Below are 19,165 nucleotides of genomic sequence, written 5' to 3' on the forward strand. Positions count from 1 at the left end.
AATTAATCAAGCCCCGGCCGGCATCCGCTTCATCCTCGCCCACCAGCTGCACCACCTGTTCCTGATCCTGGGCATCCACAAACCGCACCCGGCTACCAATCTGCACCTTGCTGCGTGAAGTCGCTGCCGGCACCACCTGGGCACTCTGCACCCGCGCAGTGAAATAACGCAGGTCCCGCTCGGTCTCGGCCAGCCGCTGTTTGTCGGCACGCTCACCCTGCGCCTGCAGTTCGCTGCGCAGGGCATTCAGGTCGGCCACGCGCGCCTGTAAAAGGCGCAGGCCGTTGGCTGTGACGTAGTTGGGTTGTTCGCTGACGCGGCGCTCGACGGGCGGGTCGGCCTGGTCAGCAGCCTGGTCTTCGTTGACGAATGCTCGGCTCATGTTGGGCCTCCTTGTGCTGAAGACCAGCATGGCAGGCCGCCGGTTTCAAGGGATGTCCGTTTGCGACTGACTTAGTTGTGGCGATAGGCTTTTGCGGCACCGCGATCCTTTTCCTGCTGCCACTCCCGCTCGCGCTCGTCCCAGAAGCGCTCATGGTACTCGCGCTGTTCTTCGCTGTTCTGCATGGCGTGGCACTGGCGAAAGCCGTCGTCCCAGCCGGTTTCATACTGACGTTCGTGCAGGTAGCGCGGCACGTCCTTGCGGAAGTTGCCCACCATCAGCCCGGCGGCCTGGCGGCCGCTGCTGCAGCCGTCCTGGAAGCCATCGGCATAGGCAGGCGGATAACCACGGTTGACCATCTGCTCGTGGGTGGTTTCGCAACCTGACAGCAACAACGCCATGCACACGCCGAACCAGTACCGCGACATAACCACCCAGCCCTCCAATTGATAATGGAAAGTCTAGGTGGCGATTTGTCGGGGAGCTGTCAAAACGGTGTCAAAGAGTCGATTGGGTCACTAGTAGTGATACCACTTCAGCTCCAGCATCACCTCATTCTGCGCCGTCGCCAGGTGGCTGAACTCGCGCGATGCACTTAACCGCACGCCCAGGTTCTGGCTGATCTCCCACTGCTGGTTCAGGCTCACACTACGGCGGACTTCGCCATTGGTGAAGTAGTCGCCTTTGGCCTCCAGTGTCAGGTTGCCCAAGCCGTTTCGCCACAACAGGCCGCCATTGAAGCCTGCCGCTGGAGCGATGAATTCGGCGAAATCATTGTGATGTTCGACCCGCACGGTACCCAGAGCAAAGCCCAGCAAACCGTCGGCCAACTGCCAGGTACCCCCGGCGCCACCATTTACATGGCTGACCAGGACTTCGTCATCATGTTTTCCCGGCACGCGCTCAAGGCCGCCAGCCACCTGCCACGACCAGGGTTTGAGCAGCTCGTTACGCGGCGTCAGCGAGCGGATGGTGGCCAGGTCCAGGCGCTGCACTTGCCAGTCGTTGCCTTCGTATTGGCGCACCTTCAGTTGCAGGATCTCGATCTGCGCACCCAATGGGAAGCCGTAGGCGTTGTCGTTGAGGTCGTGATAGGCCATGCGCAGGCCATACTCGGCGTAGGCGCGGTCTTCACGGGTGCCCACTCCCAGCTGCCAGGTGCGTGAATCGTGGCCATCTTCGGGTAGGCCGGGGCGTTCGATCTGCAAGGGTGGCGGCGGGTTGCTGTTGATCGCCCGCAGCAGCTCGAAGCTGCGCTTCGCCTGCCCAGGGTCGCGCTCCTGGCCATTGGCCCGGTAACGCTCCAGGCGGTACGCGGCATCTTGCACGAGCGCTTGCCGTTCGCGGGGCAGGGCCTTGAATTCGGGGCTCTGCAATTGTGCGGTGTCGGCACTCACGGCCAGCACCTGCTGCTTTTCGCCGTGGTCCAGTGGCTCGGCGCGGGCCAGCAATTCACGTTCGCGAGAAGGGCGGTATGTCTCGCTGGCGACCAGGCCGGACTGCTTCACGGCCTTCACGGTGTCGGTCGGGATGGCGGTCAACGGGAACTGCGAGGTCAGGTCCAGGCTCGGTCGGGCCACTTGCAGCAGCTCCAGTAGGCGGTACGAGCAGTTTTCGTCGAAGAAGAAGTAGTCGAACTGGATCTGCTTCAACTCCCACACATGTTCGACCATGCGCCCGGTTTCTTCGGGGGTGAGGTCCAGCTGGTACTCCCACAGGTCGCGGTTTTCCAGGCTGCGGTATTCGGACAGTTTTTCCTGGTAGGGCATCAGCGCGAACAGCCCCGGGTAGCCGCCCATCAGGCCCTTCCAGGCGTACAGAATGCTGTTGTCGCTGCCTTCGATGTAGGCACCGAAGTTGATCGCGTAGCTCAGCAACGTGGTGTCGTCGCTTCGGGTGTTGGACTGGTCGATGCGCAGCAGGGTGTGGCCGAACATGGACGATGGGCTGTTCAGGTAGGCCGCCGGGAAAATCAACGCGGCGCTGTGCGGGTCGATCGACTGGTACCAGGTCTTGAATTCCTGGCAATCCGGTTGCGGCAGGCCTTGCAGGCCAAGCTGTTCACGTAGCCAGCGGGTGCGTGCAGGGAATACACACTGGGCATGCTTGTCGCCTAGGCTGGCCGGGGCATACAGCGCATCGACCGTGGCTTGCAGCTCCTGGTCGGGGTGGTGTGCGCCGTCCTGGGCGAGGAAGAACGCATCGTCGTCCACATAGCTGCGCCAGCCCCCGAGCTTGGCGGTTTCGTAATGGCCCAGGGCAATCCAGTAAGGGGTGTTGGCCAGTTGCTGGAGACGGCCTTGATCCAGTACGGGCGCGGCATGAACAGGGGCGCAGGCACACAGCGCCAGGGCAGCGAGGCGTTTGAGCATATCGGGCAACTACTTCTTGACGATGCCGAAAAAGGCGAAACCCGCCCCGGGTGGGGCGGGAGCAGCAGTGCTTAGGCCTCGGTAGCGTATTTGGCCAGGCGTGGGTCGTTCTTCAGAACGGCCAGGGTGTTGCTGTGGACAGTTTCAGCAGTGACGTCGGCGCTGGTGAAAATCTGGTTGAAGTGCTGGTGGGCGACCGACTGGAAGTAGCTGCGGTCTTCCGGGGCCACACCGAGGACCACGGCATAGGTGGTCAGTGCTTCGCCCTGGCCCATGGCCATGTCTTCGGAAAGCTCGTTCATCATGCCGTTCATGGCGAACCACGACTTGCCGCCGTAGGTCAGCGAGGCTTTGGTGGAGCAGCCGTTGGTGCCGGAGGTCATGCCGAAGGTGGCGTTACCGGAGGTGCCGTTGGTGGTGGAGGCCAGGAAGTGTGCCGGCGTGCCGCGCTGGCCTTCGAACAGCATGTTGCCCCAGCCGCAGTTCGGGCCGCCTGGCGCTTCGGCCATGGCGTTCAGCGAGACCACGGTGAACAGAGTACCCAGAAGAATCCGTTTCATAGCATTTGTTCTCTTTGTCTTAACCAAGGGTCAGGGTTTCTGGCAACTCGGTTGCCAGGTCGGGAAAGCATTTCACCCACCCGCGCAGCTTGGAGTTTAGGCACGATCTAAAGGTTGCGTTGTTGATTGCGAAAAATTTGCTGTCACATGACGTGCATGGGCTGCGACATAAAGTCCCGCAGAGCCTTGCAAGGCGCGCGCAGGCAGCGCCAGAATGCTGCGTATCTGCCCCGCCGAAGTAAGGAAACCCAATGCCCGATCCTGTCGCTGCGCGCCTGCGTCTTGCGCCTGAAGCCCTGACCCGGCGTTTCTCACCCGAGCAGTTTGCCTTTACCAATACTGACGATCTGGAGCCGTTTCGCGGAGTCCTGGGCCAGGAGCGTGCTGTCGAGGCCCTGCAGTTTGGTGTGGCCATGCCACGCCCCGGTTACAACGTGTACGTCATGGGCGAGCCGGGTACCGGCCGCTTCTCGTTCGTCAAGCGCTACCTCAAGGCCGAGGGCAAGCGCCAGCAGACCCCGGCTGACTGGGTCTACGTCAACAACTTCGACGACACCCGTGAACCGCGTGCGCTGGAATTGCCATCCGGCAGCGCCGGGGCGTTCATCGCCGACATGGGCGGGCTGATCGACAACCTGCTGGCGACCTTCCCGGCCGTGTTCGAACACCCGTCGTACCAGCAGAAGAAGGGCGCCATCGACCGTGCCTTCAACCAGCGTTATGACCGCGCCCTGGATGTGATCGAGCGCGCCTCGCTGGAAAAGGACGTAGCGTTGTACCGCGATGCCAGCAACGTTGCCTTCACCCCGATGGCAGACGGCAAGGCGCTGGATGAAGCCGAGTTCGCCCAGTTGCCGGAAGACGTGCGTGAACAGTTCCATGAGGACATTGCCCAGCTCGAAGAGCAGTTGAACGAAGAACTGGCCAGCCTGCCGCAATGGAAGCGTGAGTCGAACAACCAGCTGCGCCAGCTGAATGAAGAAACCATCACCCTGGCCTTGCAACCGTTGCTGGCACCGTTGTCGGAAAAGTATGCCGAGAACGCCGCAGTGTGCGCCTACCTGCAGTCGGTGCAACTGAACCTGCTGCGCACCGTGGTCGAGCAATTGGTCGACGACAGCAAGACCGACGCTGCCGCGCGCAAGCTGCTCGAAGAGCAGTACGCACCCAACCTGGTGGTCGGCCACCATGCTGCCGGTGGTGCGCCGGTCGTGTTCGAGCCGCACCCGACCTACGACAACCTGTTTGGCCGTATCGAATACAGCACCGACCAAGGCGCGCTGTACACCTCGTACCGCCAGCTGCGCCCGGGCGCGTTGCACCGTGCCAACGGCGGTTTCCTGATTCTCGAAGCCGAGAAGATGCTGGGCGAGCCGTTCGTGTGGGATGCGCTCAAGCGTTCCTTGCAGTCGCGCAAGCTGAAGATGGAATCACCGATCGGTGAGCTGGGCCGTGTTGCCACTGTCAGCTTGCAGCCGCAGATGATTCCGCTCAACGTCAAGCTGGTGATTATCGGTTCGCGCCAGCTGTACTACGCCTTGCAGGACCACGACTCGGACTTCCAGGAGATGTTCCGGGTGTTGGTGGACTTCGACGAAGACATGCCCATGGTCGACGAGAACCTGGAGCAATTCGCCCAGCTGTTGCGTACCCGCACCAACGAAGAGGGCATGGCGCCGTTGACCAGTGACGCGGTCGCGCGCCTGGCGACCTACAGCGCCCGCCTGGCAGAGAACCAGTCGCGCCTGTCGGCACGCATCGGTGACCTGTTCCAGCTGGTCAGCGAAGCCGACTTCATCCGCCAGTTGGCCAGTGACGAAATGACCGACGCCGGGCACATCGAACGTGCGCTCAAGGCCAAGGCCACCCGCACCGGGCGTGTGTCGCAGCGGGTGCTGGACGACATGCTTGCCGGCATCATCCTGATCGACACCGAGGGCGCGGCCATTGGCAAGTGCAACGGCCTGACCGTGCTGGAAGTGGGGGACTCGGCGTTCGGTATGCCGGCGCGCATCTCGGCCACCGTGTACCCGGGCGGCAGCGGCATCGTCGACATTGAGCGCGAGGTCAACCTGGGCCAGCCGATTCACTCCAAGGGGGTGATGATCCTGACCGGTTACCTGGGTAGCCGCTATGCCCAGGAGTTCCCGCTGGCGATTTCCGCGAGCATCGCGCTGGAGCAGTCTTACGGCTATGTGGACGGTGACAGCGCCTCGCTGGGCGAAGCCTGCACGCTGATTTCGGCCTTGTCGCGCACGCCGCTCAAGCAGTGCTTTGCCATCACCGGCTCGATCAACCAGTTTGGTGAAGTGCAGGCCGTGGGAGGGGTGAACGAGAAGATCGAGGGCTTCTTCCGCCTTTGCGAGGCCCGTGGCCTGACCGGTGAGCAGGGGGTGATCATTCCGCGTGCCAACGTTGCCACCCTGATGCTCGACGAGCGCGTGCTTCAGGCGGTGGAGAACGGCATGTTCCACGTCTACGCGGTCAGCCAGGCCGATGAAGCGTTGAGCCTGCTGGTAGGTGAGGAGGCCGGAGTGCTCGATGGCAACGGCCAGTTCACCGAGGGCAGCGTCAATGCCCGGGTGGTGGAACGCCTGCGCGAAATCGCCGAAATGATCAGCGAGGAAGAAATCGAGAAGGCAGAAAAGGAACGCCTCGAAGAGGTGATTGCCCAGGCCAAACCAGCCTGAGTCAATAAACCGGCGCTAGCGGCGATGTGCTACCGTTCAGCGCCGGTTTTCCATCTTTCTGTACGGTTCTTCTATGCTGGAACTTAAGGACGGTACAGCGTTCAGGATGGAAACAGCCTGAGGTACAGGCTGAACAAGGCTCTTTGGAGGGGACGCGGCCATGCGCAACCTCAGCCTCACACGCCAGTGCCTGGGCCTGGTGACCCGCATCGAATGCAGTATCCGCCCACTGGCTGGGGACAACGGCATGTGGACGCTGCTGTTTGCCGCCGGCATGGCCGGTGAACAACCCTCTGCGATCAAGGCTCAAGGGCCTTTCCATGGGCCGCTGGTGGCCGAATCGGTGCTCAATGCCATTGTCGACAGCCTGACCTTGCACGGGTACCAGGTGGCCGAGGACCCGCAGATCTGGTGCCTGCACCTGCAGGCGCAGTTGCGGCGGATCAATGGCGAGCGGTGCCGGAACCTGGGGGATTACCAGTTTCATCCTGAGACTTGATTGAGCCTGGGGCCGCTTTGCGGCCCCAGGCTTTTGCTGTAACAGGTGGCTGGCTATACTCGCCGTCGTTTTTTAGTCACCTGATGAGTCCTGAACTTCATGGAACGTATCCTCGAAAATGCGATGTATGCCTCGCGCTGGCTGCTCGCACCCATCTACTTCGGCCTGTCCCTCGGCCTGCTGGCCCTGGCGCTGAAATTCTTCCAGGAAGTGGTCCACGTCCTGCCCAACGTTTTCGCCCTGAGCGAAGCCGACCTGATCCTGGTGATCCTGTCGCTGATCGACATGTCGCTGGTGGGCGGCCTGCTGGTGATGGTGATGATTTCCGGCTACGAGAACTTCGTTTCGCAACTGGATATCGACGAGAGCAAAGAGAAGCTCAACTGGCTGGGCAAGATGGACTCTTCGTCGCTGAAGATGAAGGTTGCTGCTTCGATCGTGGCGATTTCATCCATTCACCTGCTGCGGGTGTTCATGGATGCGCAGAACATCTCCACCGATTACCTGATGTGGTACGTGATTATCCACATGACCTTCGTGGTGTCGGCGTTCTGCATGGGCTACCTGGACAAGCTGACCAAGCACTGAGCCAAATAGCTGTTGGCACCGCCCGTCCGTTGCAAAACGGACGGGCGGTGTTGTTTCTGGCTTGTGCTTTCGGCCGGTCTGTACAAAAAATGAGCTCTCATGCGTGGTTCCCGTCGCGAGGTGCTCTCATGAACCTGCATCAGCTCAATACCGAGGCCAGGGCTGGCCATGTCGATGAACTGAACCTGATCGCCATCGAAGGCGGTGACTACCTGCTCGAGGCCCGGGTCAAAGGCCGTGCCCACCCCTTGTCCGACACCCGTGGTGAGCGCTTGCGTGTGCACTCGGTGGAGGATGCGCGCAAGTTGCTGCAAACCATCCCCATGGTTTCGATGAACCTGGTGCACTGGTCGGTGCAAGATGAAATGTGCGGCATGGGCACGCACCCGGAAGAAGACCTGAAGGTGCCGATTTCCCAGCGTTCGGCCTGGTAGCTGCTCGCAGCGCCCCAGTGTGCTAGGCTGCTCGCCCTTTTCATCAAGGGCGCGGCTGCACTGCGCCCTGCAGTGGAGCACGACAATGTCCGAACTCAACCTGTCCACCGACGAAACCCGCGTCAGCTACGGCATCGGCCGTCAGCTGGGCGGCCAGCTGCGCGACAACCCGCCACCAGGTGTCAGCCTGGAGGCCATCCTGGCCGGCCTGACCGATGCCTTCAACGGCGCCGACAGCCGCGTCAGCGAAGCCGACCTGTCGGCCAGCTTCAAGGTCATCCGTGACGTGATGCAAGCCGAAGCCGCAGCCAAAGCCGAAGCCGCTGCTGCTGCTGGCAAAGAATTCCTGGTCGAGAACGCCAAGCGTGAAGGCATCACCACCCTGGCGTCGGGCCTGCAGTTCGAAGTGCTGACCGCCGGTGAAGGCGCCAAGCCGACCCGCGAAGACAACGTGCGCACGCACTACCACGGCACCCTGATCGACGGCACTGTGTTCGACAGCTCCTACGACCGTGGCCAACCGGCTGAATTCCCGGTAGGCGGCGTGATCGCGGGCTGGACCGAAGCCCTGCAACTGATGAACGCAGGCAGCAAATGGCGCCTGTACGTGCCGAGCGAGTTGGCTTACGGCGCCCAAGGCGTTGGCAGCATCCCGCCGCACAGCGTGCTGGTGTTCGACGTCGAGCTGCTCGACGTTCTGTAATGCCTCGGGGCCGCTTTGCGGCCCATTCGCGGGCAAGCCCATTCCCACAGGTACTGCGCAGGATTCAAACCTTGTGCGGTCTCTGTGGGAGCGGGCTTGCCCGCGAAGAGGCCGGCCCCGCTGGCCTCAATTCCAATCCGTTCCCGCCGGGCGCAACGCCCGCGCATAGCAGAATAGAAACAGATTCCGCACCAGCTCCTTGAGCACCCCCGGTTCACTCGAATTCAGCCCGCTCATGTCCAGGTCTCCCTGGTCACGCAGCTCGTCGAGTGCTTCCTCTTCAAGCACCGCGCACACTTCGCCGGTTTCCCGATGAAGAATGCGCAGGTAGGGGTGAGGGCGGTCCAGCCAGGCGTCGATCAGATAAGTCATGGCTATTCTCCTTGGATAGCAGTTCCAATGAGAATAATTCTTATTATCAAAATAGCAAGCGCCAAGTGCCAGATTTTTGTGTAATCAGACTTTGCGCACGAACTCGGACTTCAGCTTCATGGCGCCGATGCCGTCGATTTTGCAGTCGATGTCGTGGTCGCCGTCGCACAGGCGGATGTTCTTGACCTTGGTGCCGACCTTGACCACCAGGGACGAGCCCTTGACCTTGAGGTCCTTGATCACGGTGACGGTGTCGCCGTCCTGCAGGATGTTGCCGACAGAATCCTTTTTCACCACCTCGTCGCTGGCCGCCTCGGCATCGCCGCTGGCCGACCATTCGTGGGCGCATTCAGGGCAGATCAGCTGAGTGCCATCCTCATAGGTGTATTCGGAGTTGCATTTAGGGCAGGGTGGCAGAGTGCTCACTTCGGTTCCTCAAACAAACAGACGGGCGGTTAAAGGCCTGCATTGTAAAAGGTATTTTTCCAGAAGGGATTATGTCCGGACAAAAGCTTCGCGGGCAAACCTGCTCCTACAGTCGCAAATCCTGTAGGAGTGGGTTTGCCCGGGAATGAAGACGGCTCGGTCTGTCAGTGAGTACGCGCGACCGCAAACTCGCTCAATTCAACCAGCGCATCCCGGTATTCGCTGGCCGGCAGCACTTCGAGGCACTCGATGGCACGCTTCACGTAATCACGGGCCAGCTCTGCGGTGTACTTCAGCGCACCCGATTCCTCCACGGCCACGCGAATCTGCTCAAGGTCCTCCAGGCCACCTTTCTGGATCGCCTGGCGCACCAGAGCAGCCTGTTCGGCAGTGCCTTCGCGCATGGTGTAGATCAGCGGCAGGGTAGGCTTGCCTTCAGCCAGGTCGTCACCCACGTTCTTGCCAAGGGTTTGCGAGTCGCCTTTATAGTCCAGCAGGTCGTCGACCAGCTGGAAGGCCACACCCAGGTGGTCACCGAAGGTGCGCAGGGCTTCGCGCTGTTCGTCTGTCGCTTCGGCCAGCGCGGCAGCGCTGTGGGTCGAGGCTTCGAAGAGCATCGCGGTCTTGCCGCGGATGACTTCCATGTAGACTTCTTCGGTGGTGCTGGCATCGCGTACTCGCGACAGCTGCAGCACTTCACCCTCGGCAATCACGCGGGTGGCCTTGGACAGGATCTGCATGACCGGCATCGAGCCCAGCTCGACCATCATTTCGAACGAGCGCGAATAAAGGAAGTCGCCCACCAGCACGCTTGGCGCGTTACCCCACAGGGCGTTGGCGGTGGAGCGGCCACGGCGCATGCCGGACATGTCGACCACGTCGTCGTGCAGCAGGGTGGCGGTGTGCAGGAATTCGATGGTGGCGGCCAGCAGGCGCAGGTCGTCGCCTTCGCGACCCAGGGCTTTGCCGCACAGCAGCACCAGCAGGGGGCGCAGGCGCTTGCCACCGGCGGACGTGATATAGTCGCCGATCTTCGATACCAGCGGCACGCGCGAGGTCAGCTGCTTCTTGATGATCTCGTCGACGGCGCTGAAATCATCAGCCACCGCACGGTAGAAGGTTTGGGGTTGCATCGGCTGCTCCAGTGAGGTTGCGCGGCATGCTAGGTTGCAGGTCCCGGTGTGTCAAGGCGCGGTGCCAGCTGGCCGGGGGCGGCACTTGCAAGCAAAACCTGGGTTGCGTACAATCGCGCACCCTAACTTCCTGGGCAGCACCTGCCTTACGCAATTGCACCGGGCCGTTCCAGCCCCATGCAGCCATGCCAGCCAATACTCATCATATAAAGCGCTGGGTGAGCAGGATTATCGGAGAAATACCATGTCTTACGCAGTAATCGTTACCGGCGGCAAGCAGTACAAAGTCGCTGAAGGTGAATTCCTCAAGATCGAAAAACTGGAAGTCGCCACTGGCGAATCCGTGACCTTCGATCGCGTTCTGCTGGTCGCCAACGGTGAAGAAGTCACCATCGGTGCTCCAGTTGTTGCTGGCGCTAAAGTAGTGGCCGAAGTCGTTTCGCAAGGCCGCCACGACAAGGTTCGCATCATCAAGTTCCGTCGTCGTAAGCACCACATGAAGCGTATGGGCCACCGCCAGTGGTTCACCGAGATCAAAATCACCGGCATCCAGGCTTAATCCCCTAGATCCCCTGAATTTATTTGGAGAATTGAACCATGGCTCACAAGAAGGCTGGTGGTAGTACTCGTAACGGTCGCGACTCAGAATCTAAACGCCTTGGCGTGAAGATGTATGGCGGCCAGGTTATCAAGCCAGGCAACATCATCGTCCGTCAGCGCGGCACTGAATTCCACGCTGGCTACGGCGTTGGCATGGGCAAGGACCACACCTTGTTCGCCAAGATCGAAGGCGTGATCAAGTTCGAGAAAAAAGGCGAGTTCATGCGCCGTTACGTGAGCATCGTCGCCGCTTAATCGCGACGTCGCTCCAGAAGCCCCGTCATGCGACGGGGCTTTTTCGTTTGTGGTGAGCCTCTTGCAAAGCTGTTTGTCTGGGTTGCCGGCGTTGGTTTCTACGGTCGTACGGGGCCGCCGCGCTCATTTTTGCAAGAGCCTCATGTTTTTGAGTCATTCAGCTCGTCTGCCGACGAGAGGCGGTTTTAATGAAGTTTGTTGACGAAGTATCCATTCGGGTCAAGGCCGGTGACGGCGGCAACGGTTGCATGAGCTTCCGTCGCGAAAAATTCATCGAGAACGGTGGCCCCAACGGCGGTGACGGTGGCGACGGTGGCTCGGTGTACATGGTCGCTGACGAAAACCTCAACACCCTGGTCGACTATCGCTACACCCGTCACCACGAGGCCCAGCGCGGCGCCAACGGCGGTAGCACCGACTGCACCGGCAAGAAAGGCGAGGACCTGTTCCTGCGTGTGCCGGTCGGCACCACCGTGATCGACGCTTCCACCCAGGAAGTGATCGGTGACCTGGTGACCCCGGGCCAGAAGCTGATGGTCGCCCAAGGCGGCTGGCACGGCCTGGGCAACACCCGTTTCAAGTCCAGCACCAACCGTGCACCGCGCCAGACCACCCCGGGTAAACCAGGTGACCAGCGCGACCTGAAGATGGAAATGAAAGTGCTGGCCGACGTTGGCCTGCTGGGCCTGCCGAACGCCGGCAAGAGCACCTTCATTCGCTCGGTTTCCGCAGCCAAGCCGAAAGTGGCCGACTACCCGTTCACCACCCTGGTACCGAACCTGGGCGTGGTCAGCGTCGACCGCTGGAAGAGCTTCGTCATCGCCGACATCCCCGGCCTGATCGAAGGCGCCTCCGAGGGTGCCGGCCTGGGTATCCGCTTCCTCAAGCACCTGGCGCGTACCCGCGTGTTGCTGCACCTGGTCGACATGGCGCCGCTGGACGAAAGCAGCCCGGCCGATGCCGCCGAAGTGATCGTCAACGAACTGACCCGCTTCAGCCCGTCGCTGGCCGAGCGTGAGCGCTGGCTGGTGCTGAACAAGGCCGACATGGTCATGGAAGACGAGCGCGATGCGCGCGTTCAGGAAGTGGTCGAGCGCCTGCAATGGGAAGGCCCGGTCTACGTGATTTCGGCCATCTCCAAACAGGGCACCGAAAAGCTCAGCCACGACCTGATGCGCTACCTCGAAGACCGCGCCGACCGCCTGGCCAACGACCCGGCCTACGCCGAAGAACTGGCCGACCTCGACCAGCGTATCGAAGACGAAGCCCGTGCCCAACTGCAGGCCCTGGACGACGCGCGTACCCTGCGCCGTACAGGCGTCAAGAGCGTACACGACATCGGCGACGATGACGGTTGGGACGATGATTTCGAGGACGACGAAGGCGGCCCGGAAATCATTTACGTGCGCGACTGATCGGTTGCAGTACACTAAACGCCGCTCCCTGGAGCGGCGTTTTTGTATCCACGGTATCTACAGATTCGACATAGGTTGGAAGAAGATGCGAAGCAAGGTGACGGGCGCCAAGCGCTGGGTCGTGAAGATTGGCAGTGCTCTGCTGACCGCCGATGGCAAAGGCCTCGACCGCGGTGCCATGGCCGTTTGGGTCGAGCAGATGGTCGCGCTGCGTGAGGCGGGCGTGGAGTTGGTACTGGTGTCCTCCGGGGCCGTGGCTGCCGGCATGAGCCAGCTGGGCTGGACCACGCGACCGAGCGCGATGAACGAGTTGCAGGCGGCTGCCTCGCTCGGCCAGATGCGCCTGGTGCAGGCGTGGGAGTCGAGCTTCGGCGAGCACGGCAAGCACACCGCACAGATCCTGCTGACCCATGACGACCTGTCCGACCGCAAGCGCTACCTGAACGCCCGCAGCACCTTGCGCACGCTGGTCGACCTGGGCGTGGTGCCGGTGATCAACGAAAACGACACCGTGGTCACAGATGAGATCCGTTTCGGCGACAACGACACCTTGGCGGCGCTGGTGGCCAACCTGGTCGAGGCCGACCTGCTGGTGATCCTCACCGACCGCGATGGCATGTTCGACGCCGACCCGCGCAACAACCCCGAAGCCCAGCTGATTTACGAAGCCCGTGCCGACGACCCGTCGCTGGACGCCGTGGCCGGTGGCACCGGTGGTGCCCTGGGCCGTGGCGGCATGCAGACCAAGCTGCGCGCTGCGCGCCTGGCTGCCCGTTCCGGTGCCCACACCATCATCATCGGTGGCCGCATCGAGCGCGTGCTGGACCGCCTCAAGGCGGGTGAGCGCCTGGGTACCTTGCTGTCGCCCGAGCGCGGCATGCTCGCTGCGCGTAAACAGTGGCTGGCAGGCCACCTGCAAACCCGTGGGACGTTGGTGCTGGATGCCGGTGCCGTGCAGGCACTGCGTGAAGCCAACAAGAGCCTGCTACCGGTCGGCGTGAAGACCGTGCAGGGCAGTTTCCGCCGTGGCGAGATGGTGGTGTGCGTCGGCCCGGACGGTCTGGAGGTGGCGCGCGGGTTGGCCAACTACAGCGCGCTGGAAGCGCAGAAGATCATTGGCCAACCGTCCGATGCCATCGAAAGCCTGCTGGGCTATAGCGCCGAGCCGGAGCTGGTGCACCGCGACAACCTGGTGCTGGTATGAGCCTGTTCAAGTGGGTGATCGGGGTGGCAGCGCTGGTGCTGCCAATGCTGGCCGGGGCAGAGGAAATCGGCCAGGTGTCCACCGTGTTCAAGTTCCTCGGGCCGAATGACCGCATCGTGGTCGAGGCGTTCGACGACCCCAAGGTCGAGGGCGTGACCTGCTACCTGTCGCGGGCCAAGACAGGCGGTGTGAAGGGTGGGTTGGGGCTGGCCGAGGACCGGGCGGAGGCATCGATTGCCTGCCGTCAGGTGGGGCCGATCAACTTCAAGGGTGAGTTGAAGGACGGCGAGGAGGTGTTCAAGGAGCGCACCTCGCTGGTGTTCAAGACCATGCAGGTGGTGCGCTTCCTGGACAAGAAGCGCAATACGCTGGTGTACCTGGTGTACAGCGACCGCATGATCGAAGGCAGCCCGCAGAATGCGGTGACCGCGATACCGATCTTGCCTTGGGCGCATTGATAACCTGGTAGATCGCCGGGAGGCCTTCGGCCTCCTATCGCGACCTGCGGTCGCTCCTACGGGAGATTGCGATACCCCTGTAGGAGCGACCGCAGGTCGCGATGGGCCGCAAAGCGGCCCTGGTTACCTCAGGCCAACTCTTCGGCCTTATCCTCACGCACAACCGCCTTCACCTCATCCAGCCGGCTGATGAACTTCCAGTCCGCCTCGTCGATGTAGATGCCATTCGGCCCGCTACCGCCTTCCAGGTCGATCGCCACGCGCGCCGATACCTGAGGCTTCACACTCGCCAGAATCGGCACGAAGCCCAGCTGCAGGCTGGTCTCCAGCAGTGCTGCCTGGTTGCGTTCGTCGATGTCTGCTGCCTCATCCAGGTAGTACGGCAGGCGAATGCGTCCGGCCAGGTCACGGTCCATCAGGTGCAGCAACAGGTACATGTTGGTCAGCGCCTTGATGGTCATGGTGGTGCCGTTGGACGCCGCGCCGTCGATGTCGGCGTGGATGACCGGTTGGCCGTTGACCTTGGTGATCTCGAACGCCAGCTCGAACAGGTCCTTCAGGCCCAGCTGGTTGTGGTTGGCCGCCACCAGCCGTGCCAGGTACTCCTTGGCCTCTTCGTTCCTGTTGTCCTGCTCGGCGCTTTGGGTCAGGTCGAACACCGACAGGGTTTCGCCTTCTTCGTACTGGCCGGCACTGTGGATGATCTGGTCGATGTGCTTGAGCGCTTCCTTGTTCGGTGCCAGCACCACGCGGAAGCTTTCCAGGTTGGACACCTGGCGCTTGTTGATCTCGCGGTTGAACAGGGCCAGCTGGTGCTCGAGGCTGTCGTAGTCGCTGCGGATGTTGCGCAGAGTACGGGCAATGTCGGTGACTGCAGCGCGGCGTGCCTTGGCCAGGGTCAGGGCTTCGTCGGTGCGGTGCGCGTAGGCGTTCACCAGCAGTTGCAGGCGGCGTTCCATGTCGTCTTCGCTGTCGAACTTGGCCACGCCTTTCAGGCGCACCTGGGCGTACAGCGCCTCGATCTGGTTGTCCACGCGCTGCAGGGCTTGCCAGCTGTCCTGGTAGTCATTGAGCAGCGGCAGCAGGTTGTCCATCGAGTCGTCGATGGCTTCCATGAACGGCGTGCCGTAGGGCAGGTCGGCCGGCAGCAGTTGACGACGGCGCAGGGCGTCTTCCAGGGTGCGTTGCTTGGACTCGAGGTCGCCGATCTGGCGGCCGACCAGCTGCAGCTTGGCCGACAGCTGCTGGACGCGCTCGGTGAAGGCGTCGCTGGAACGCTTCAATTCGTCCTGGGCAGCTTCCAGCTGCGACAGTTGTTCCAGCTTCTCTGGCTCTTCGGCGCTGAGGGTTTCAGTGCGGCGGAAGTCTTCCAGCGCCTTTTGCGCATCCAGCACTTCCTGATACAGGGTTTCGGTTTGCGCTTTGGAGGCGGAGCGGTCGGCGGCTACGGCTTGCTGGGTCTTGAGCTGTTTCAGCTCTTTTTCCAGGCGCTCCTTCTGGTCGCGCAGGGCGGCACGGTCGGCCAAGGCCTGCAGTGCCGGCGGGTCGATATTGGTCAGGTCGATGGCCAGGCCCGGCGCCTCGAAGCGCTCGCCCTTGAAGCCGTCGAGCACCGCTTCCAGCGATTTTACCCACAGGTCGCTGTCGTCCAGCTCGATGCCACGGTCGCCCAGCGGCAGGCTGAACAGCGCGCCGTTGAACAGGCGCATCAGGCGGTCGACGTCGGCTTGCGAGAACTCTTCGCGCAGGCGGGCGTAGCTGTTGTTGTCGGCGTGGTCGAGCTGCTGCTTGACCTGCTTCAGGCGTTTTTCCAGGTCGCGTACGCGCTCGTCGAGGTCTTCGGCGCTGAACTGCCGCGACTGGGCCAGGGCGCCGGCCAGTTCGTCGTGGGCGTCCTTGGCTGCCAACAGTTGCTGTTCCAGGACCTTGACGTCATCGACCAGGGCAAAGCGGTGCTTGAGCACCGACAGCTCGCCCAGCCAGCGCTGGATGCCGGTGATTTCACGCTCCAGGCGCATCAGCTCCTGGGTGCCGCCGCGCTGGTCATTCTGCAGGCGATCCTGCTCGCCACGGTAGTGCTCGGACTGGATGACCAGCTCTTCCTTGCGCGCCATGGCGTATTCCTGCCAGGTGCCCAGCAGGGTGTCGAGTACGGGCGAAATGCGGTGCAGTTTGCCGCGCAGTATGTCGCGCTGGGCCACACCACCGGCCAGGGCCTCGACCAGCGGGCCGGCGGCGACCAGGGCGTTGTAGTCCTGCTCCATGCGGCGCACGTCGCGGAACGCTTCTTCGCACGCGGCGATGTAGTCGACGCTGCCCGAACGCAGGCTGTGCTCGAACGCGTCGAGGAACAGCTGCTTGAGCTTGGCGGCGGTGATTTCGCGCATGTGCAGCAGGTTGATGAACAGTGCGCGGAAGGTTTTCAGGCTTTGCTCGCTGGTGGAGCGCAGCGGGATCATGGTCAGGTCCAGCGGCACCGAGGTGTGGCCGCCAACCAGCAGGCGGCGCAGTTCATCCGGCTTCAGCTCGTAAGCCTTGATCCCTAAGCGTTCAAGGTTGGTGAACAGCTCTTTCTGGCGCAGGCAGGTGTCGTTCTTCTGGTAGTGGGCCAGGTCCAGTTCGCCCTTGTAGGCAAAGAACTGGTGGCCGAAACCGCCACCTGGGCCGCGACCGACCACGCCGATCACGTGCGGGCCGTGCGGCAGGCTCAGTTCGCAGAGAATGTACGAGGTGTCGCTGGCGAAGTAGAAGCGGCGCGACTGCTCCAGGCTGTACTTGCCGAAGCTCATGTCCGACATGCGTGCCAGGATGGGGAACTGCAGGGCGTTGATCGACGCCGATTTACCTAGGTTGTTGGCGCCGTACACCGACAGCGGGTGTTCCAGCGGGAACAGGCCAAGGCTGTAGCCGGCGGTGTTGAGCAGTGCGAAGCGGCGGATGCCGTAGCGTTCCTGGCTCATGCGTCAATCTCCTGTTGCTCTTCGCGGATGGCCCGGGCCAGGGCTTGCTCTTCGCTTTCCTCGCCGTCGAACGGGCTGAGGTCCAGCGGATCGTCGGTGCGGTTGAGTTCTTCGGGGCTTTCTTCCTCGACCAGCACCGGGGTGGGCAGCGGCAGGTCGCTGTGCAGGGTGGCGGCCAGGTCGCGGTCCTGCTGCACCGACAGGCATACATCGAGGAAGCGGTGCATCGGCGGCAAGAAGCGGTAGATGCCGCCTTCTTCGTGGGCAAAGCCAAGCTGGGTCATGCGGCGCAGGATTTTTTCTTCCAGCTCGTCCACGGTCTGCACTTCGGCCTGCAGGAACAGGTCGCGGTACTTGTCCAGCAGCGAGGGCAGCTCGTCACGGCCAATACTGCCGCCATCGAGCACGGCCATCGGGTCGCGGCCCTGGTCGGCCAGATGCTCGACCAGAATGAAGGTGAACAGCGACAGGCGCTGCGCGGTCTTGTTCACCTGTGCGGCGGTCATGTCCGGCACGAAGTAGTAGAAACCACGGGTGTCGCACACCAGCTCGAAGCCCAGGGCCTTGAACAGGGTGCGGTACTGGTCCTGGAAGTTCGACAGCTGGGCGTACAGCTCCGGGTCGCGGCGGCTGACGTGGAAGCCTTTGAACAGCTCGCGGAAGATCGGTGCGAGCTGGGACAGTTCGGAAAGATCAAGATGCATGGGCTGGGCTCGCGTTGGGTTCGGTAGGCGCGCTGGTGGCGTCTTCGCGGCTGGAGGTCAGGGCGAACGAGCGCAGGCTGACCAAGTGTTCCTGGGTGGTGTATTCGCGGCGGTCGAGGCGTTCGCGCTTGAAGCGCTTTTCCCGCGACAGGCGCGAGAACCAGTACAGCAGCTCGTCGGTGGCGCCTTCGGGTTCCTGCTCCAGCAGCCAGACCATCAGGTCGGGCAGCGGCAGGGCCTGTTCGCAGCGTTCGGCCATCTCTTTGACCGTGCGCGGTGCGCGGGGCAGGGCGCCGGACTGGGTCTTGTGGGCCTTGGGGAAGCGCGCCGGCTTGGGCTCGAAGCGGGCCAGGGCGTACACATAGGCCTCGACCTGGCTCGCGCTGCCCAGGAAGGTGCTTTGCGGACGGGTGAACATCGGCATGGCCGCTTGCGGCACGGCATCGATGCCCTTGCGCCGGATCACCGACAGGGCCAGCGCAGCGCCACGGGTCACGGCGTTGTGCCGACGGGCTTCTTCACGCAGCGGCAGCAGCAGTTCACGGGCATGGCGCAGGGTGAGCTGGGCGCTGGTCTGCATTTCCAGAATGCGCGCGTGGGTACGCAGCAGCATGTCGTCGTCGACCAGGTGGCCCAGGCGGGCCTGTTCGCCCAGCAGCTTCAGCAGCACGGTCTCGACCTTGCGCACGCCTTGTTCGAAGGCGCCGTCGGCGTTCACCAGCTGGATCATCGGCTCGACGTATTCGTCCCAGGTGGCCAGGACTTCAGCATAACGCTGACGCAGCGGGATCTGGCGGTTGCTGGTCTTGGCCCGTTCGGCCACGGCCACCAGCGCCTGCTCGTCGTTATCGAGCTTTTTCAGCACATCGCGCACACGCATGTCGAGCAGGCGCAGTTGGCGCGCCAGGTCGTCGCTGTCGCGGTTGTCGAAGGCGTCCTGGATGTGGCCGGCCAGGCGTTCCAGGTGGCGCAGGTAGGCTTCGATCTCCAGGCACAGGCCCAGCCGGTGTTCGCGGCGCAGGTAGGCGAGGAAGTCGTGGATCTGCGCGTTGAGCTCGAAACGGTTCGGGCTTTTGGCCACCGGGACCAGGATATCCAGGCGGATCCATACGTCGAGCAGCTGGGTGATGTCCTGCGGGGTGCTCTCGACCTGCTGACGGGCCACGTGCTGGCGCAGCTCGACCAGGCTCAGGGTGCCCTGGTCGAAACGCTCGCACAGCGGCTCGATCAGGGCCCAGTGTTCGGCTAGGGCGCGCAGGACGCGCTTGGGTTCGATCATTGGCTTCGACTCGTTGCCAAGAAAAAGGGGGCGATTGTACTGCATCCGGGGGGGAGGTTTTTACCCCTTGGTCTGTAATGGTGGGGTACGTCTTGGTTTTTGTAGCGCCTGTGAGATCGAGCGCCGCCCGC

The 19,165-nt window shown here is 62.5% G+C and carries 20 protein-coding genes; 10 read left to right on the plus strand and 10 right to left on the minus strand.

Translation table 11 applies throughout. The features are described 5' to 3' along the window. The 4 genes from PM2_RS00005 to PM2_RS00020 form a co-directional block, all read right to left on the minus strand. Positions 1-382 (minus strand): GreA/GreB family elongation factor (locus tag PM2_RS00005; protein ID WP_042131073.1); only part of this gene is annotated, 382 nt, incomplete at its 3' end. Between the two features lie 71 nt (positions 383-453). Next, a complete protein-coding gene (locus PM2_RS00010; protein ID WP_016713357.1) occupies positions 454-810 on the minus strand; it encodes a hypothetical protein in 357 nt (118 codons plus the stop codon). A gap of 90 nt (positions 811-900) precedes the next feature. Then, complete coding sequence (locus PM2_RS00015) at positions 901-2,754, minus strand: Lnb N-terminal periplasmic domain-containing protein (RefSeq protein WP_016713356.1); 1,854 nt, start codon at positions 2,752-2,754, stop codon at positions 901-903. Positions 2,755-2,825: 71 nt separating this feature from the next. Next, complete coding sequence (locus tag PM2_RS00020; protein WP_016713355.1) at positions 2,826-3,314, minus strand: DUF3015 domain-containing protein; 489 nt, start codon at positions 3,312-3,314, stop codon at positions 2,826-2,828. A gap of 251 nt (positions 3,315-3,565) precedes the next feature. Between PM2_RS00020 and PM2_RS00025 the strand changes: the two genes are divergently transcribed. From PM2_RS00025 to bamJ, 5 genes are all read left to right on the plus strand, one after another. After that, a complete protein-coding gene (locus tag PM2_RS00025; RefSeq protein WP_016713354.1) occupies positions 3,566-6,004 on the plus strand; it encodes a Lon protease family protein in 2,439 nt (812 codons plus the stop codon). A gap of 160 nt (positions 6,005-6,164) precedes the next feature. Next, entirely contained in the window at positions 6,165-6,503 is a 339-nt protein-coding gene (locus tag PM2_RS00030; protein WP_003247487.1) for a PA4575 family protein, read from the plus strand. Positions 6,504-6,602: 99 nt separating this feature from the next. After that, the gene (locus PM2_RS00035) at positions 6,603-7,091 is read left to right on the plus strand and encodes a TIGR00645 family protein (protein ID WP_003247486.1); all 489 of its coding nucleotides are present in this window, start codon (positions 6,603-6,605) and stop codon (positions 7,089-7,091) included. Between the two features lie 128 nt (positions 7,092-7,219). Further along, positions 7,220-7,525 carry a DUF6482 family protein gene (locus tag PM2_RS00040; RefSeq protein ID WP_016713352.1) on the plus strand — a complete coding sequence of 102 codons (306 nt, stop codon included), beginning with the start codon at positions 7,220-7,222 and terminating at the stop codon, positions 7,523-7,525. A gap of 85 nt (positions 7,526-7,610) precedes the next feature. Next, the gene (gene bamJ / locus PM2_RS00045) at positions 7,611-8,228 is read left to right on the plus strand and encodes a BamJ family beta-barrel-assembly machinery protein (protein ID WP_016713351.1); all 618 of its coding nucleotides are present in this window, start codon (positions 7,611-7,613) and stop codon (positions 8,226-8,228) included. Between the two features lie 126 nt (positions 8,229-8,354). On the opposite strand, the gene PM2_RS00050 is transcribed toward bamJ, so the two are convergent. The 3 genes from PM2_RS00050 to PM2_RS00060 form a co-directional block, all read right to left on the minus strand. Next, the gene (locus PM2_RS00050; protein ID WP_016713350.1) at positions 8,355-8,600 is read right to left on the minus strand and encodes a PA4570 family protein; all 246 of its coding nucleotides are present in this window, start codon (positions 8,598-8,600) and stop codon (positions 8,355-8,357) included. Between the two features lie 84 nt (positions 8,601-8,684). After that, positions 8,685-9,026, minus strand: a complete 342-nt coding sequence (locus PM2_RS00055) for a zinc ribbon domain-containing protein YjdM (protein WP_009686103.1) — start codon at positions 9,024-9,026, stop codon at positions 8,685-8,687. A 164-nt stretch (positions 9,027-9,190) separates the two neighbouring features. Then, the gene (locus PM2_RS00060) at positions 9,191-10,159 is read right to left on the minus strand and encodes a polyprenyl synthetase family protein (RefSeq protein ID WP_016713348.1); all 969 of its coding nucleotides are present in this window, start codon (positions 10,157-10,159) and stop codon (positions 9,191-9,193) included. A 244-nt stretch (positions 10,160-10,403) separates the two neighbouring features. Between PM2_RS00060 and rplU the strand changes: the two genes are divergently transcribed. The 5 genes from rplU to PM2_RS00085 all read left to right on the plus strand — a co-directional run bounded on the left by rplU (position 10,404) and on the right by PM2_RS00085 (position 14,091). Further along, positions 10,404-10,718, plus strand: a complete 315-nt coding sequence (gene rplU / locus PM2_RS00065) for a 50S ribosomal protein L21 (protein ID WP_003247466.1) — start codon at positions 10,404-10,406, stop codon at positions 10,716-10,718. Positions 10,719-10,756: 38 nt separating this feature from the next. Further along, entirely contained in the window at positions 10,757-11,014 is a 258-nt protein-coding gene (gene rpmA / locus PM2_RS00070) for a 50S ribosomal protein L27 (protein ID WP_003247464.1), read from the plus strand. Positions 11,015-11,202: 188 nt separating this feature from the next. After that, a complete protein-coding gene (gene cgtA, locus PM2_RS00075; protein WP_028699487.1) occupies positions 11,203-12,429 on the plus strand; it encodes an Obg family GTPase CgtA in 1,227 nt (408 codons plus the stop codon). Positions 12,430-12,514: 85 nt separating this feature from the next. Further along, a complete protein-coding gene (proB, locus tag PM2_RS00080) occupies positions 12,515-13,633 on the plus strand; it encodes a glutamate 5-kinase (protein ID WP_016713346.1) in 1,119 nt (372 codons plus the stop codon). Then, entirely contained in the window at positions 13,630-14,091 is a 462-nt protein-coding gene (locus PM2_RS00085; protein ID WP_016713345.1) for a CreA family protein, read from the plus strand. The genes proB and PM2_RS00085 overlap by 4 nt, the downstream gene beginning before the upstream one ends. 128 nt (positions 14,092-14,219) lie before the next feature. Here PM2_RS00085 and mksF read toward each other — a convergent pair whose 3' ends face one another. Genes mksF through mksB form a run of 3 tightly spaced genes read right to left on the minus strand, consistent with a single transcriptional unit; the run spans position 14,220 to position 19,034 of the window. Further along, on the minus strand, positions 14,220-17,051 hold the full coding sequence (gene mksF, locus PM2_RS00090) for an Mks condensin complex protein MksF (protein WP_028699488.1): 2,832 nt from the start codon (positions 17,049-17,051) through the stop codon (positions 14,220-14,222). Next, positions 17,048-17,755: an Mks condensin complex protein MksE gene (mksE, locus tag PM2_RS00095; protein WP_016713343.1), complete on the minus strand. Its 708-nt coding sequence runs from the start codon at positions 17,753-17,755 to the stop codon at positions 17,048-17,050. The genes mksF and mksE overlap by 4 nt, the downstream gene beginning before the upstream one ends. After that, on the minus strand, positions 17,745-19,034 hold the full coding sequence (mksB, locus tag PM2_RS00100; protein ID WP_016713342.1) for an Mks condensin complex protein MksB: 1,290 nt from the start codon (positions 19,032-19,034) through the stop codon (positions 17,745-17,747). The genes mksE and mksB overlap by 11 nt, the downstream gene beginning before the upstream one ends. Between the last annotated feature and the right edge of the window lie 131 nt (positions 19,035-19,165).

The sequence above is a fragment of the Pseudomonas monteilii NBRC 103158 = DSM 14164 genome, assembly GCF_000730605.1.
Classification (GTDB): domain Bacteria; phylum Pseudomonadota; class Gammaproteobacteria; order Pseudomonadales; family Pseudomonadaceae; genus Aquipseudomonas; species Aquipseudomonas monteilii.